The organism is Dorea sp. Marseille-P4042 (assembly GCF_900290215.1).
Classification (GTDB): Bacteria; Bacillota; Clostridia; order Lachnospirales; family Lachnospiraceae; genus Dorea; species Dorea formicigenerans.
On sequence record NZ_OLMI01000002.1, the window covers coordinates 1,286,937 to 1,301,782 of the forward strand.

Below are 14,846 nucleotides of genomic sequence, written 5' to 3' on the forward strand. Positions count from 1 at the left end.
AATTTAGAAAGGGAAAATTATGAGCAAATTATATCTTGCTGATCCGTCAGGTTATGACGTGAAAATGAATGAAATCGCACGACATTTTTCTCATAAAGTTGAGGTTTATCCTCCTGGAAGCTGCCCGATCACTATGCAGATTTCTATGCTGCGTACGGCTGCAAACCAGACTTGTGGAAAATGTGTTCCGTGCCGCGACGGTCTTCCACTTGTAGCGCGTCTGATGCAGAAAGTGTTAGATGGACGTGCAACAGGAAAAACTTTGGATAACATCCGTATGATGGCTACGATGATCCGTTCATCTGCTGACTGTGCCATCGGTTGGAATGCCGCTGATGAGGTCTTAAAAGGATTAGACCTGTTTGCAGACGAATATCAGAGCCACATTGAAAATAAAAAATGTCTGGAATCCATCGGACAGAAGGTACCTTGTATCTCCTTATGTCCCGCACATGTAAATATTCCTGGATATATCGCATTAGTTGGTGAAGAGGATTACGCCGGAGCAATTAATCTGATCCGTAAAGACAATCCGTTCCCGACAGCCTGTGCTATGGTCTGTGAGCATCCTTGTGAGGAGCGTTGCAGAAGAAAGATGCTGGAGTCACCGATCAACATCCGTGCACTGAAAAAATATGCAGTTGATATGATGCCAGCCGACAAAGTTGCTACACCAAAACCGAATCCTTCTACAGGAAAATCCATCGGTGTCATTGGTGGTGGTCCTGCAGGACTAACTGCAGCATACTTCTTAGCTCTTATGGGACATAAGATTGAAATATATGAAACGCATGACAAACTTGGCGGAATGCTCCGTTATGGAATTCCGAATTACCGTTTTCCGAAAGATCGTCTAGATGAAGATATCCGTGCGATTTTAAATAGCGGTGATATCCATGTTACATACAACACAACAATCGGAAAAGATATTCCTGTCAAAGATATTTACGAGAAACATGATGCAATTTTTGTTGGAATTGGTGCTCAGACAGGTAAGACACTTCGTATTGAAGGTGCTGACGCCGGAAATGTTGTATCTGCTGTAGATATTCTGGATCAGATTGGAAATGGAAATCTTCCTGATTACACTGGCAAAAGTGTTGTTGTTATCGGTGGTGGTAACGTTGCTATGGACTGTGCAAGAAGTGCTGTCAGATGTAACGCAGAAGAAGTATCTATCATTTACCGTCGTCGTCAGAAAGACATGACTGCCCTGGAATCCGAGATTGAATCCGCAGTTATGGAAGGAATCGCACTTGTAACACTGCAGGCTCCGGTCGAGATTACAAAAGATGAAAATGGTAACTGTAAATCTCTGATCACACAACCACAGATGATTAGTGCTTACCGCGGATCCAGACCGGCACCAAAGGATGCTGCAAAAGAAAAACAGGAATTCAAAGCAGATGTTATTATGATCGCAGTTGGACAGGATATTGTATCCGCTCCATTTGAAGAGTTTGGTATCCCTGCAAAATGGAATATCCTTCAGGCCGGACTTGACACAGAAGTAAAAGAAATCCCTGGTGTATTCACCGGCGGAGACTGTGCAACTGGTCCATCTACTGTAATTCGTGCAATCGCTGCCGGAAAAGTAGCTGCACACAATATTGATGAATATCTTGGTTACCACCACACACTTACTTGTGAAGCTGTTGTACCGGAACCAAAAGAAAATATGCGTGATCTTATGGGACGTACAGAGATTGGTGAGCGCCCGGCAAATATCCGCAAGAAAGATTTCGAACACGTAGAAGAGTTCTTAACACATGAAGAAGCTATGCAGGAAGCATGTCGCTGTCTGCGTTGTGACCACTTCGGATGTGGAGCTATGGTAGGAGGTAGAGACTTATGATTAATCTGACAATCGATGGCGTACAGATTGAAGCAAAAGAAGGTCAGTCAATCTTAAGCGCCGCAAGGGAGCATGGAATCCATATTCCTACACTTTGCTTCCTGGAAAAAATTAATGAAATTGGTTCCTGTCGTATCTGTGTCGTAGAAGTAGAAGGCATGAATAAACTTGTAACTGCCTGCAACACAAAAGTAAAAGCGGGCATGAACATTACAACAGACAGCCCAGCTGTTATCGAATCCAGAAAGAACACTCTCCATCTCTTGATGGCTGAGCATAAAACAAACTGTTTCAAATGTATTAAAAATGGTGCCTGTGAGCTTCAGGCTATGGCACGCGAATATGGTATTGATGTGCCAAACTTTAAATCATCACACGGAGATGTACAGCATGAGCCATTTGACGCTCATCCATTCCTCTCCTATGACCCTGGTCTTTGTATCCAGTGCCAGCGTTGTATCAGCACTTGTGCAAATGCGACCGGAAGACATGCTCTTTCTCTTGAGAGAAACGGTGCACGTGTGTATGTAAAAGTACCGTTCGGCGAAGGCTGGGAGAATTCCTTATGCGAGTCTTGTGGAAACTGTGCTCAGGCTTGTCCTACAGGTGCTCTTACGATTAAGAGAAGAAAAAATTATCGTGAATGGGAAGTTAAGAAAGTCCGCACAACCTGTCCGCACTGTGCTACAGGCTGTCAGATGGATCTGTACATAAAAGACGGCAAAATCGTAGACGTGCAGGGTGCAGACGGTCCTTCCAACCACAATCTGCTCTGTGTCAAAGGACGTAGTGCTTCTTTCGACTTCATAGACTGTGATGCAAGAATCCGTTATCCATTAATTAAGAACAAAGAAACTGGTGAATTTGAGCGTGCTACATGGGATGAGGCTTTAAATCTCGTAGCTTCCAAATTCTCAGAAATCAGAAATCAATATGGAGGTGAGGCGCTGGCCGGATTTGCCTGCTCTCGTTCTACCAACGAAGACATTTACATGCTTCAGAAAATGGTAAGAACAGCGTTTAAGAGCAACAATACCGATAACTGCGCGCGCGTTTGACATTCTCCTACTGTTGCCGGATTGGCAACCACACTTGGCTCAGGAGCTATGACAAATACTATTTATGATATTACTCATGAATCTGATGCTATCCTCCTTGTAGGATCTAACCCGGAACATGCACATCCGGTTATCGGAATGCAGGTTCGTCAGGCCGTACAGCGCGGTGCTAAACTCATCGTAGTTGACCCACGTGATATCGACCTGTGTAAAGATGCTGATATCCATTTGAAATTAAAACCAGGTACAAACGTGGCGTTTGCAAATGGTATGATGCATATCTTCATTGAAGAAGACTTAATCGACCACAAATTCATCGAAGACCGTACAGAGAACTTCGAAGCTATGAAAGAAATGGTCAAAGATTATACACCTGAAAAAGTAGCAGAGATCTGTCAGATCGATGCAGATATGTTGAGAGAAGCTGCACGTATTTACGCAAAAGCTGATCGGGCTCCAATTATGTACTGTCTTGGTGTTACAGAGCATCATACTGGTACAGAAGGTGTTATGTCCATTTCTAACATGGCTATGATGGTTGGTAAACTTGGAAAACCTGGATGCGGTGTTAACCCAATCCGTGGTCAGAACAATGTACAGGGAGCCTGCGATATGGGTGCTTCGCCGACCCAGTTCAGCGGATATCAGAACATCGACAAACCGGGAGTTCTTGAGAAATTTGAAAAAGCATGGGATACGAAGCTGAATCCGAATATTGGTACAAAAGCTACGGACTGCTTCCCTAAGATGATCAGTGGAGATATTAAAGGATTGTTTATCTTCGGAGAGGATCCGGTCAGAACAGATCCGAATACACATCACGTAATAAAATCTCTTGAGTCACTGGACTTCTTCGCAATTGATGAGCTGTTCATGACTGAGACTGCAAAACTTGCTGATGTTATTCTTCCAGGACGTTCTTATGCTGAAAAAGAAGGAACCTTCTCTAATACAGAGAGACGTGTACAGCGCGTCAGAAAGGCCGTAGAGATTGAAGGTGATACGAAGCCTGATACTTGGATCTTCACTGAGATCATGCGTCGTATGGGCTATCCACAGCCTCATCTGACACCTGCACAGATTATGGATGAAATTGCATCTGTAACTCCTTCATTTGCCGGTATCAGCCATGAGAGGCTGGACAGCGAAGAAGTAAACGGACAGGGACTTCAGTGGCCATGTACATCAAAAGATCACCCTGGAACACCAATTATGCACGTAGGAAAATTTGCAAGAGGTCTTGGATATTTCAGACCAGCTGCATACACACCTTCTATGGAGCTTCCAGATGAGGAGTATCCTCTGATCATGATGACAGGACGTATTCTCTATCATTACAATGCATGTGCTATGACTGATAAGACAGAAGGAATCAATCAGATTGCCAGTGAGTCCTTTATCGAGTTAAACACAGAAGATGCACAAAAGCTTGGCGTTGAAGACGGAGAGATGGTTTCCATTTCTTCCAGACGTGGAACGATTCAGGCAAAAGCTACCGTATCCTACAAGACAAATCCTGGTGAATGCTGGATGCCTTTCCACTATATCGAAGGTGGAGCAAACTGGCTGACAAGCGATGCCCTGGATTCCATCTCAAGTACACCGGAGTACAAAGTATGTACGGTTAAAGTTGAGAAGATTACAGCGTAAATAAATGTAAATAAGACGGAATACTTATAAGCAAATACATGCCTTTGTACCCAAGTCGCACACAGGCATGTATTTTGCTTTGTATTCCTGTTTATTGGCTTGCTCCTGAAGTTTTAATTTACGCTGATTAAGGAAGAAGTATGTTGTAAGAATATATGTTTTGACGTATGCTTGGCAACATAAAGCGACAATCATATTCGGCATTAGCCTCTATGATTGTCAGCGTCTCATCTCCATAGTGCTTCAGAATTAATCTAAATAATTTGAATGAACTTATTATTATTCTTTTTTCTCCTTAAATGACTTCAGAAATATCACCCAGCCAAAGAGCAGCAGATTAATTACCAGTGCCACAGGAATATCTCCCCAGTGGATTTGCTGATTCTGAAGTACATCCGCAGAGTATGTTCCTGAAAAAACTACCGCCATATTATTATTCAGAAAATGAATAATTATCGGAACCCAGATATTCTGAGTTTTCATATAAGTATATGCCATAAAAAGCCCCAGTGAAATACAGGTAACAAACTGGCTTGCCAGAGCCGTCAGCCCCATATCCGGCGTAGTATAATAGAAGAAGTCTATCGGCAGATGCCATACAGCCCACACACAACCCAGAAGTATCACGCCGCCTTTCAGACCAAATTTCTTCTGAAGAAGAGGTTGAAGATAATATCTCCACCCGTATTCTTCTCCGAAGAATGCCACTACTGATATGAAAAAATTCATCAAAACAGTAAAAAACATGCTCCAAGTAGCAGGATTTACCATTATTTTGCCAAATTCAGAAAGCTGACCTCTGAAAGCGCTGGCAATCAAAAATCTGAGAAGATATAAGCCGATAAACAACAGAATCATAAGAACAGATATATTCCAATGGCCACTGTTCAATCCATAGACTCTGCACTTTTCATTACCGGATGCCAGAAGAAGAAGCCAGAAAATAACACTGCCACCTATCATAATGCACTCCAAAATCAGCCCCCACTGAGAAAACATCGTGCCCATCAGATCTATATTTTTCGGAGCCAGAACAGAAGCCGCCGTGCAGACAACCAGCACCGCCGTAAGCGCCACAAAGAATATGTAAAAGGTCTTTGGAAGATTTTTATCTTCCTTTTTAGTAATTAAATAAGCCATCATCACACCGGCTGCTGGATACAACATCTGCGCCTTTGGAAAAGCACTGAGATCAAGATCTTTTCCATAGCCATACCACATCAGAAGTCCCTGCACATAGGTAATTCCATATGCTACAATCACATAGATTAAAAGCTGTTTTTTCTCTGTTTGCATTAATTTCTTAATTCCTCCTTATAGCTTCTAATTTGTTACCTACATGATATCATACTATTTTTCCAATTACATCCACCTAATTCTAATACACTGCCATTCGGCTTGCTTCTGCAACCAGCATTCAGTTGATTTTCTCCTGCATTGTTTCCTTTGCATCTTCATTGAAATGATAGCGGACAACAAATATAGACCGTCTGTCCGATTTTCTTTGTAATCTTGCAGTTTCAGCTAACAAATATCACTGTCTATTCCTTCCATTTTTCTCTGACAATATCGCTCTGGAGTTAAATGTCTAATATTCTTCCCTGTCAGGCAAGACGATAAGCACATCGTATGCTTAAGTAGATATGGGGATTGCTCCCCATATCCCTCATTCAAACCGTACATGCCCTATTAAGGCATACGGCTTAACCCTATACTTCAACTTCGAGCATTACACTAATTGGCTCTCTTGTCCACGCAATAATTCTTTACATCCATATAAGGTGTGCCCCTTCCCTCCACTGTGATTAGCAGTTTCTTCGGTACTATGAGCACTCGGACTTCCTATTATCCGTTTGACTTCCTCTCTTATTCCTTTGATTGTACATCATACCTCATTTGAGGAGATAATAGGACCTCAGCTGTTCCGATAACATACTTATCATCAACCTCGCCAAGTTCTCTGACTGGGGGATGCCATCATAACCTCGCCCTAACGGTTACAACGATATTGTCTGCTGTGAATAAGAACACATCGACCATTTCCAACCTCATAATAATTTCCCAGCTCAATCACTTCACTTTCGTTTCGGCTCTGTTGCTCCCTGTCCTACGCTTAAACCTAACGTTACCGCTTCGACTCCAAGGACTCGGTACAGGCGGTTGGTTAGACCTTACCTGATAGGATTTTCCTACTGTATTATTATCAGCTTACCAAAGCTTGCTGAATTACTTCCGCTTGCTAGGGGAAATCAGCTATGCTGATTTCTCAGCTCGCACCTTATATCCTATTATACCGCTATCCCTTCTATCGTAAACTACAAGACAACATATCTTATTTGCAAATATTTTATTTTCTTACAAATTACAAAAAGCTGCCATGTTTTCACATGACAGCTTTAAAATTATCTTATTCAGATTATCGAAGTATTTGCAATTATACAAGCTCGATAAGAACTTCCATAGCTGCATCACCTTTACGCTGACCAATCTTAACGATTCTTGTGTATCCACCTTTACGATCTGCGTATTTTGGTGCGATCTCGTCGAATAATTTAGCAACAAGATCAACTTCTTTTGTGTTTTTCTTTCTTCCAGCCTGTGCTGTAGGAACCTCTGTTACAGGGTAAAGAACTTTCAGCATCTGGCGGCGAGCGTGAAGTCTGCTAGGCATATCTTTCTTGATTGTCTTGTCAACTTCGTCGTAAACTGTTTTCTTCTTTCCGTCTACAACTTCTTTTACTCTCTTGCCATTCTCGTCTTTACGAGCAACTTTAGCTTTTACAGTAACTTCTTCGAAGTTATCTTTCTCTTTTACAGCCATAGCAATAAGACCTTCAGCAATCTTGCGGATCTCTTTAGCCTTAGCTTCTGTTGTAACGATTTTTCCGTTATTCAGAAGTGCTGTTACCTGGTTTCTTAATAAAGCTTTTCTCTGGCTTGATGTTCTGCCGAGTTTTCTATACTTTGCCATTTTAAATTTCCTCCATATTTAACACTTGGTTATACTCTTCGGGCTTACTAGCCAAATGCTCTGCTGTGCTCTTACGGTCTTACCAGCAGATAACATCTATTTCACTGAATGCTTAACGAATGTATCACCTTACGGCTCACATTCCTATAAGTATTCAGTGTTTACTCTTCTCCTTTGCTTAAGCTTAATCCTAATTCATCAAGCTTAGCAAGAACTTCTTCCAGTGACTTACGTCCAAGGTTACGAACTTTCATCATATCCTCAGATGTTCTGTTTGTGAGCTCTTCAACTGTGTTGATTCCAGCTCTCTTCAGACAGTTGTATGAACGAACAGATAACTCAAGTTCATCAATGCTCATCTCAAGCACTTTCTCTTTCTCGTCATCTTCTTTCTCAATCATGACTTCAGCAGCCTGTGCTACTTCTGACAGATCAATAAAGAGTTTCAGATGCTCGCTCAACACCTTTGCAGCAAGGCTGACTGCCTCATCTGGAAGTAATGTACCATTTGTATATACATCTAATGTCAGTTTATCAAAATCTGTAATCTGTCCGACACGTGTATTCTCAACTGTGAGATTCACGCGCTCCACTGGGGTGTAAATAGAATCGATTGGGATTACTGCAATTGGTAACTCATCGTTCTTATTCTTCTCAGCACTTACATATCCTCTGCCCTTTGTAATGGTCAGCTCCATATATAATTTGCTGTCTGCTCCACCATTCAATGTAGCGATAACAGTCTCTGGATTCATGATCTCAATATCCTGATCTACCTGTATATCTGCAGCTGTGACAACACCTTCACCCTCGAACTCGATATATGCAGTCTTCGGCTCATCTGTCTCAGATGTATTTTTGATAGCCAGTGACTTCAGGTTCATGATGATCTCGGTAACGTCTTCTTTCACTCCTGGGATGGAGCTGAACTCATGCAGAACACCATCAATCTTTACCTGGCTGATAGCAGATCCTGGTAATGATGAAAGCATAATTCTGCGAAGAGAATTACCTAATGTTGTTCCATAACCTCTTTCCAAAGGCTCTACAACAAATCTTCCATACTTCTTATCTTCTGAAATCTCTGTTATTTCTATATTGGGTTTATTAAAATCAAACACTAAGTCCACCTCCTGTGGGGTTACTGGTTATTATTTAGAATATAACTCGACAATCAACATCTCGTCAACTGGAACATCAATTGCTTCACGTGCAGGAAGCTCTTTAACTGTTCCTTTCAGGTTCTCCTGATCTACTTCTAACCAGTCTGGAACCATACGTCCACCTGTGACCTCTACGATCTCTTTGTATCTTGGAGAGCTCTTTTTAGCCTCTTTGATCTCTACTGTATCACCAGCTTTGACCAGGTAAGATGGAATATTTACCTGCTTACCGTTTACAAGTACATGCTTATGATCAACGATCTGTCTAGCTTCACGTCTTGTTCTAGCAAATCCCATACGGAATACTACGTTGTCAAGTCTGGACTCAAGAAGGATCATCAGGTTATCACCTGTCATTCCGTTCATACGCTGAGCTTTCTCGAAGTAGTTTCTGAAAGGTTTCTCTAATACACCATAAATGAATTTCGCTTTCTGTTTCTCACGTAACTGAAGACCATACTCGCTCATCTTTCTATTGGATCTCTTTAACTGTCTGTTGGACTTTTTATCAATTCCTAAATATACTGGATCCATACCGAGGGATCTACATCTTTTAAGAACCGGAACTCTATTTACTGCCATGTTTTAATTTTCCTCCTATAAATATTCGGATACTACAATCCATTAACGTAATTATTGTAACTAGACTCTTCTGCGCTTCGGCGGACGGCAACCATTGTGTGGTACCGGTGTTACGTCTCTGATGCTTGTTACATCGATTCCGCATGCCTGAAGTGCACGGATTGCTGCTTCTCTACCTGAACCTGGTCCTTTAACCATTACGTCAACTGATTTTAAACCATGTACTAATGCTGCTTTAGCTGCTGTTTCAGCTGCCATCTGAGCTGCATAAGGGGTAGATTTTCTTGAACCTCTAAATCCAAGACCGCCCGCACTTGCCCATGAAAGAGCATTTCCCTGAGCATCTGTTAATGTAACGATTGTGTTATTAAAAGATGACTGAATGTGAGCCTGTCCATGTTCAACGTTTTTCTTGACACGTTTCTTTGTCACTTTCTTTGTAACTTTCTTTGCCATAATAAAACTAACCTACGCTTTCCTTTTTGTGTTATTTGTTATTTGTTACTTATTTCTTCTTGTTTGCTACTGTTCTCTTAGGACCTTTTCTTGTTCTTGCATTTGTCTTAGTCTTCTGACCACGAACCGGAAGTCCTTTTCTGTGACGGATTCCTCTATAGCATCCGATCTCCTGTAATCTCTTGATGTTCAGAGCGATCTCTCTTCTAAGATCTCCTTCTACAGTCTGAGTCTCGTCGATTACTGCACTGATTTTCTTTACATCGTCGTCTGTAAGATCTCTACAACGAATATCAGGATTAACTCCTGCCTGTGCTAAGATACGGGTTGCGCTTGTTCTACCGATTCCGTAGATATAAGTTAATCCGATCTCAACTCGTTTGTCTCTTGGTAAATCTACACCTGCAATACGTGCCATGTGACTGTTCCTCCACTTTCTTTGTTTGTTATCGTCTTTAATAGGGGACACATCTCCATGTCCCAGGCATGTTCGGTATCATGCCCTTTCCGGTCACCGCATCTTTTATGGAAGCTGCGCGGTAATGACGGACCGGCATTAGAAGCAATATACGAGGAATCATCACCGGCTAAAGGTGTTCCTTGTATATTTAAAATAGTCTCTACACACCGCCTGGCGTGTCCTGACTATCAGCCGCCTAATTAATTAACCCTGTCTCTGTTTGTGTTTCGGGTTTTCGCAGATAATGCGAACGCTTCCTTTTCTTTTGATTACTTTGCATTTTTCGCAAATTGGTTTTACTGATGATCTAACCTTCATTAGGGGATCCTCCTTTCATCCATTGCTCTGCCTTTTGTTTCGCACGGTTTCTTTTATCATATCATTTTGCAACTCATGAAAATATCTGAAGACTGTATCACCGACTGTTCTTCAAATATATGATAACGCAAATATAAGCGCCCAGAAACGCGCTTATATATTGTAGCATTATATCTCAAATAAAGTCAATACTTTTTCTTGAGTTTTTTTAATTTTTTCGATTATTTTTTTCGAGTATTTTTTAGCTTATTTTAATGTCTATTTTCGAATTTTCAGATATATTTCTATATCCTTTTCAAGATTATTTTAAATCTCTTCCTATTTATCTCTCCAGATAATTCTTCCTTTTGAAAGATCATATGGGGATAACTCAAGTGTTACTTTATCTCCTGGTAAGATCTTGATAAAGTTCATTCTAAGTTTTCCGCTGATGTGTGCCAGAACCTGATGTCCATTCTCAAGTTCAACCTGAAACATTGCGTTTGGTAATTTTTCTACTACTGTTCCTTCAATTTCTATTACGTCAGCCTTTGACATATACGCTTCCTCCTAATTCTGATTATCTTCCTTATTCCAAATTTTGATCCATCTTTTTATGTCCACATCTGTGGCGCCCTGAATATCAAAGCTTTCTTTGATCAACTGGACATGCTTCTTCTTTTTCTTTTTCGGCTTATCCAGTGTTCTTACTTTTCCATCCACTAAATATACGTATGCCTCTTCAACCTTTGTGATTACATACACCTTTCCGGCATCATGTCCACTTTGGGACCGGGCCATCATTCCTGTTTCAAACTGTTCCATAGCGATCTCTCCTATATTTGAGTTTCTCTCGAATCATAATATTGAGTTCGAATCTGACTGTCAGATCGTTTTCTTCTATTATAATACCTTCTCACTAAGCGAGAGAAGTTTTGGTTCTCCCTCTGTGATCAGCACTGTATTTTCATAATGTGCTGCTAGTGAACCATCTCTGGTGACAACTGTCCAGTCATCATCCAGCCAGTCAACTTCATGACCACCTGCTGTGATCATTGGTTCAATCGCTAATGTCATACCTGCTTTCAGAAGCATTCCCTTCCGGTTCATCCTGAAATTCGGAATTTCAGGTGCCTCATGCAGATGTGTTCCAATTCCGTGTCCACACAGATCACGAACCACACCATATCCATGTTCTTCGGCGTAATCTCCGATCGCACCGGATATATCAAATAAATGATTACCTTCTCTGGCATATTTTATACCTTCAAAGAAACATTCTTTTGTTATCTGCATCAGATTTTTTGCTTCTTTACTGATTTCACCTACTCCATAAGTTCTGGCCGCATCTGAATGATACCCCTTGTAGATGACTCCTGCATCCAGACTTACAATATCTCCGTCCTGAATCAGTCGGTGTTTGTCCGGTATTCCATGAACAACTTCCTGATTCAGAGATACGCAGATGGATGCCGGATATCCGTTATAATTCAGGAAGGAAGGAATACAATCATAACTGCGTATAATCTCTTCTCCTAATCTGTCGATATCCAGCGTACTCATCCCCACATGGAGCGCGTCACGTAGTTCATTATGTACAATCTCAAGAATTCTTCCGGCTTCTGCCATTAGTTCAATTTCTCTTGCTGATTTTATCGTGACCGGCATGCTGTTACGCTCCTAAAATCTCCACAATGTTCTGGAACACAACATCAATGTCAACTGTTCCGTCAACTGTCTTTAAGATTCCTGCATTTGTGTAGTAATCAATCAGTGGCTGTGTCTGCTCGTGATATACATCAAGACGTTTCTTTACTGTCTCCGGTTTATCATCATCACGAAGAATGAGTTCTTTACCACATGCATCACAGATTCCTTCAACTTTTGTAGGAGCATATTCCAGATGGTATGTAGCTCCACAGCCAACACAGGCACGACGTCCACCCATACGGTGAATGATATTCTCATCCGGTACATCTACATCAATTGCATAATCCATCTTCTGTCCAAGCTCTGCCAGTGCTTTATCAAGTGCTTCTGCCTGAGGAATGGTTCTCGGAAATCCATCCAGAACATATCCATTCTTGCAGTCTTCCTGATTCACACGGTCAACTACGAGATCAACTACCAGTTCATCCGGTACAAGAAGTCCCTGATCCATATATGTTTTTGCTTTTTTACCAAGCTCTGTTCCCTCTTTGATATTAGCTCTGAAGATATCTCCAGTAGAAATGTGTGGGATTTCGTACTTAGCTGCAATTTTCTTAGCCTGTGTGCCTTTTCCAGCTCCTGGCGCACCTAACATAATAATCTTCATAATTACTCTCCTTTATAGCATAATAACCCGCGAAAGAATCTTCCGCGAGTTATCCTGCTTATTTATTTAAAAAACCTTTGTAATTTCGTACAAGCATCTGTGACTCGATCTGCTTAAGTGTCTCTAAGATTACACTGACAATGATAATCAGTGATGTACCACCAAAGGACACGCTTGCTCCTAACCATCCATTAAAAATGATCGGTACAAGCTGAATCAATACAAGACCACATGCGCCAACAAAGATAATGTAATTCAGAATCTTTGTCAAATACTCAACAGTCGGTTTTCCTGGACGGATACCCGGGATAAATCCACCATTTTTCTTCATGTTATTTGCAATCTCTAACGGATTAAATGTAATTGATGTATAGAAATAAGCAAAAAATACTGTCAAAATGATGTATACTGCCAGTCCCCAGCTATATTTCGGCATCTGAGGATTACACCAGTTACCCTGATTAAGACCTCTTAAAATCTCGCTTCCGATTCCTGTTCCATTTCCCTTGCCGGCAAATGTTGCAATCACAATCGGGAACTGCATCAATGAAGATGCAAAGATAATCGGGATAACACCTGCAGTATTGACTTTCAGCGGAATGTTCGTGGACTGTCCACCGTAAGTTCTTCTTCCCATCACCTTCTGTGAATACTGTACTGCAATTCTTCTCTCGCCGTCCTGAAGTACTACTACGAATACAACAAGTACGAGGATAATAGCAACTATAATAACAACAGCAAGTCCACCTGATGCGAGACTTTTTCCTTTTACGAATTTCGTAAAGAGCGTTGTCATATCGCTTGGAATACGTGAGATAATATTAATTACCAACACAATTGAAATTCCATTTCCTACACCTTTTTCAGTAATCCGCTCACCAATCCACATCAGAAATGTAGAGCCTGCGGTCAGTGTAAGAACTACGATTGCAGCATTCACAAAATTAAATTCTTTCAAAAGTCCCTGTCTTCCGAAACCAACGGCCATAGCTGTTGACTCCATAAGAGCAAGTCCAACTGTCAGATAACGTGTAATTGCTACAATCTTCTTTCTTCCATCTTCTCCATCTTTCTGCATCTCCTCAAGTTTCGGAATTGCGATTGTAAGAAGCTGAACAATAATGGAAGATGTAATGTATGGAGTAATGCTCAATGCCAGAATTGACATCTGCTCAAAAGAGCCTCCGGTGAAAGCGTTAAACAAGTTGAACGCCTCCCCGGAATTCTGAGCAAAAAACTCTTTAATATAAGTCGGATCTACTCCTGGTGTAGGCAACTGTGATCCCAGTCTGATTACGATCAACATCAAAAAAGTATATCCAAGTTTTCTACGAATATCCTTTGTTTGAAATGCCCTTCGAAATGTCTCTAACATTAGATCACCTCTGCTTTTCCACCTAACGCCTCAATCTTAGCTACCGCACCAGCACTAAATGCATTTGCCTGAACAGTAAGCTTCTTTGTGAGCTCACCATTACCAAGAATCTTAACACCATCTCTTGGATTCTTAACGATTCCCTGCTCGATCAGTGTTTCTACGGAAACAACTGCATCATTGTCAAATACTTCAAGAGCACTTACGTTAATTCCAACGATAGTCTTAGAATTTCTGTTTGTAAATCCTCTCTTAGGTATTCTTCTATATAATGGCATCTGACCACCTTCGAAACCTGGTCTTGGTGCTCCAGAACGAGCTTTCTGACCTTTGTGTCCCTTACCAGCTGTCTTACCATTTCCAGAACCGTGTCCACGTCCTCTTCTGAAATTATCACTCTGTTTTGCTCCATCAGCAGGTCTTAAGTTTGATAAATCCATTGTGACACCTCCTTATCTGAATTTTAATCTATGCTTCTTCAACTTTTACCAGGTGCTGAACCTGTTTGATCATTCCTCTTGTAGCTGCGTTATCCGGCAGAACTACTGTCTTATTAAGCTTCTTTAAACCTAAAGCTTCAACAGTTTTCTTATGCTTCGGAACAGCTCCAATTGTAGATTTTACTAATGTTACTTTTAAATCTGCCATTTCACTCTTCCTCC

General features: G+C 41.2%; 17 protein-coding genes. 2 read left to right on the forward strand and 15 right to left on the reverse strand.

The features are described 5' to 3' along the window. Window positions 1–19 precede the first annotated feature (19 nt). Entirely contained in the window at window positions 20–1,855 is a 1,836-nt protein-coding gene (locus C7E02_RS11855) for an NAD(P)-binding protein (RefSeq protein WP_105309661.1), read from the forward strand. Beyond that, entirely contained in the window at window positions 1,852–4,563 is a 2,712-nt protein-coding gene (gene fdhF / locus C7E02_RS11860; protein ID WP_105309662.1) for a formate dehydrogenase subunit alpha, read from the forward strand. Before C7E02_RS11855 ends, fdhF begins: the two co-directional genes overlap by 4 nt. A 279-nt stretch (window positions 4,564–4,842) precedes the next feature. Here fdhF and C7E02_RS11865 read toward each other — a convergent pair whose 3' ends face one another. The 15 genes from C7E02_RS11865 to rpmD all read right to left on the reverse strand — a co-directional run bounded on the left by C7E02_RS11865 (window position 4,843) and on the right by rpmD (window position 14,832). Next, entirely contained in the window at window positions 4,843–5,859 is a 1,017-nt protein-coding gene (locus tag C7E02_RS11865; RefSeq protein WP_105309663.1) for a CPBP family intramembrane glutamic endopeptidase, read from the reverse strand. A 121-nt stretch (window positions 5,860–5,980) separates the two neighbouring features. Next, on the reverse strand, window positions 5,981–6,094 hold the full coding sequence (locus C7E02_RS20675; protein ID WP_117612860.1) for a hypothetical protein: 114 nt from the start codon (window positions 6,092–6,094) through the stop codon (window positions 5,981–5,983). Window positions 6,095–6,997: 903 nt separating this feature from the next. Next, complete coding sequence (locus C7E02_RS11875; RefSeq protein ID WP_005332321.1) at window positions 6,998–7,534, reverse strand: bL17 family ribosomal protein; 537 nt, start codon at window positions 7,532–7,534, stop codon at window positions 6,998–7,000. A gap of 161 nt (window positions 7,535–7,695) precedes the next feature. Then, a complete protein-coding gene (locus tag C7E02_RS11880; protein WP_005339004.1) occupies window positions 7,696–8,655 on the reverse strand; it encodes a DNA-directed RNA polymerase subunit alpha in 960 nt (319 codons plus the stop codon). Between the two features lie 30 nt (window positions 8,656–8,685). Further along, window positions 8,686–9,279, reverse strand: a complete 594-nt coding sequence (rpsD, locus tag C7E02_RS11885; RefSeq protein WP_105309664.1) for a 30S ribosomal protein S4 — start codon at window positions 9,277–9,279, stop codon at window positions 8,686–8,688. Between the two features lie 60 nt (window positions 9,280–9,339). Next, window positions 9,340–9,735: a 30S ribosomal protein S11 gene (rpsK, locus tag C7E02_RS11890; RefSeq protein ID WP_005332330.1), complete on the reverse strand. Its 396-nt coding sequence runs from the start codon at window positions 9,733–9,735 to the stop codon at window positions 9,340–9,342. A 49-nt stretch (window positions 9,736–9,784) separates the two neighbouring features. Further along, entirely contained in the window at window positions 9,785–10,153 is a 369-nt protein-coding gene (gene rpsM / locus C7E02_RS11895; protein ID WP_005339006.1) for a 30S ribosomal protein S13, read from the reverse strand. Window positions 10,154–10,399: 246 nt separating this feature from the next. Continuing rightward, complete coding sequence (rpmJ, locus tag C7E02_RS11900) at window positions 10,400–10,513, reverse strand: 50S ribosomal protein L36 (protein WP_005339020.1); 114 nt, start codon at window positions 10,511–10,513, stop codon at window positions 10,400–10,402. A gap of 318 nt (window positions 10,514–10,831) precedes the next feature. Then, a complete protein-coding gene (gene infA / locus C7E02_RS11905) occupies window positions 10,832–11,050 on the reverse strand; it encodes a translation initiation factor IF-1 (RefSeq protein ID WP_004607275.1) in 219 nt (72 codons plus the stop codon). Window positions 11,051–11,062: 12 nt separating this feature from the next. Continuing rightward, window positions 11,063–11,317: a KOW domain-containing RNA-binding protein gene (locus C7E02_RS11910; protein ID WP_022279200.1), complete on the reverse strand. Its 255-nt coding sequence runs from the start codon at window positions 11,315–11,317 to the stop codon at window positions 11,063–11,065. 78 nt (window positions 11,318–11,395) lie between these two features. Further along, on the reverse strand, window positions 11,396–12,160 hold the full coding sequence (gene map / locus C7E02_RS11915; RefSeq protein WP_029731232.1) for a type I methionyl aminopeptidase: 765 nt from the start codon (window positions 12,158–12,160) through the stop codon (window positions 11,396–11,398). A 4-nt stretch (window positions 12,161–12,164) separates the two neighbouring features. Then, entirely contained in the window at window positions 12,165–12,809 is a 645-nt protein-coding gene (locus tag C7E02_RS11920) for an adenylate kinase (protein WP_005332354.1), read from the reverse strand. Between the two features lie 58 nt (window positions 12,810–12,867). Beyond that, entirely contained in the window at window positions 12,868–14,184 is a 1,317-nt protein-coding gene (secY, locus tag C7E02_RS11925) for a preprotein translocase subunit SecY (RefSeq protein WP_005332362.1), read from the reverse strand. Continuing rightward, on the reverse strand, window positions 14,184–14,624 hold the full coding sequence (rplO, locus tag C7E02_RS11930) for a 50S ribosomal protein L15 (RefSeq protein WP_005339030.1): 441 nt from the start codon (window positions 14,622–14,624) through the stop codon (window positions 14,184–14,186). Before rplO ends, secY begins: the two co-directional genes overlap by 1 nt. Before the next feature lie 28 nt (window positions 14,625–14,652). Continuing rightward, window positions 14,653–14,832: a 50S ribosomal protein L30 gene (gene rpmD / locus C7E02_RS11935; protein WP_005332368.1), complete on the reverse strand. Its 180-nt coding sequence runs from the start codon at window positions 14,830–14,832 to the stop codon at window positions 14,653–14,655. Window positions 14,833–14,846: the final 14 nt, after the last annotated feature.

Coding starts and splice junctions, on each gene's coding strand:
- rpmJ (WP_005339020.1), bottom strand. CDS start 10,513: ATGAAGGTTAGATCATCAGTAAAACCAATTTGCGAAAAATGCAAAGTA.
- C7E02_RS11920 (WP_005332354.1), bottom strand. CDS start 12,809: ATGAAGATTATTATGTTAGGTGCGCCAGGAGCTGGAAAAGGCACACAG.
- rpmD (WP_005332368.1), bottom strand. CDS start 14,832: ATGGCAGATTTAAAAGTAACATTAGTAAAATCTACAATTGGAGCTGTT.
- rpsK (WP_005332330.1), bottom strand. CDS start 9,735: ATGGCAAAGAAAGTTACAAAGAAAGTGACAAAGAAACGTGTCAAGAAA.
- map (WP_029731232.1), bottom strand. CDS start 12,160: ATGCCGGTCACGATAAAATCAGCAAGAGAAATTGAACTAATGGCAGAA.
- rplO (WP_005339030.1), bottom strand. CDS start 14,624: ATGGATTTATCAAACTTAAGACCTGCTGATGGAGCAAAACAGAGTGAT.
- rpsD (WP_105309664.1), bottom strand. CDS start 9,279: ATGGCAGTAAATAGAGTTCCGGTTCTTAAAAGATGTAGATCCCTCGGT.
- C7E02_RS11865 (WP_105309663.1), bottom strand. CDS start 5,859: ATGCAAACAGAGAAAAAACAGCTTTTAATCTATGTGATTGTAGCATAT.
- secY (WP_005332362.1), bottom strand. CDS start 14,184: ATGTTAGAGACATTTCGAAGGGCATTTCAAACAAAGGATATTCGTAGA.
- infA (WP_004607275.1), bottom strand. CDS start 11,050: ATGTCAAAGGCTGACGTAATAGAAATTGAAGGAACAGTAGTAGAAAAA.
- C7E02_RS11855 (WP_105309661.1), top strand. CDS start 20: ATGAGCAAATTATATCTTGCTGATCCGTCAGGTTATGACGTGAAAATG.
- rpsM (WP_005339006.1), bottom strand. CDS start 10,153: ATGGCACGTATTGCAGGTGTAGATTTACCAAGAGACAAACGAGTTGAG.
- C7E02_RS11910 (WP_022279200.1), bottom strand. CDS start 11,317: ATGGAACAGTTTGAAACAGGAATGATGGCCCGGTCCCAAAGTGGACAT.
- C7E02_RS11875 (WP_005332321.1), bottom strand. CDS start 7,534: ATGGCAAAGTATAGAAAACTCGGCAGAACATCAAGCCAGAGAAAAGCT.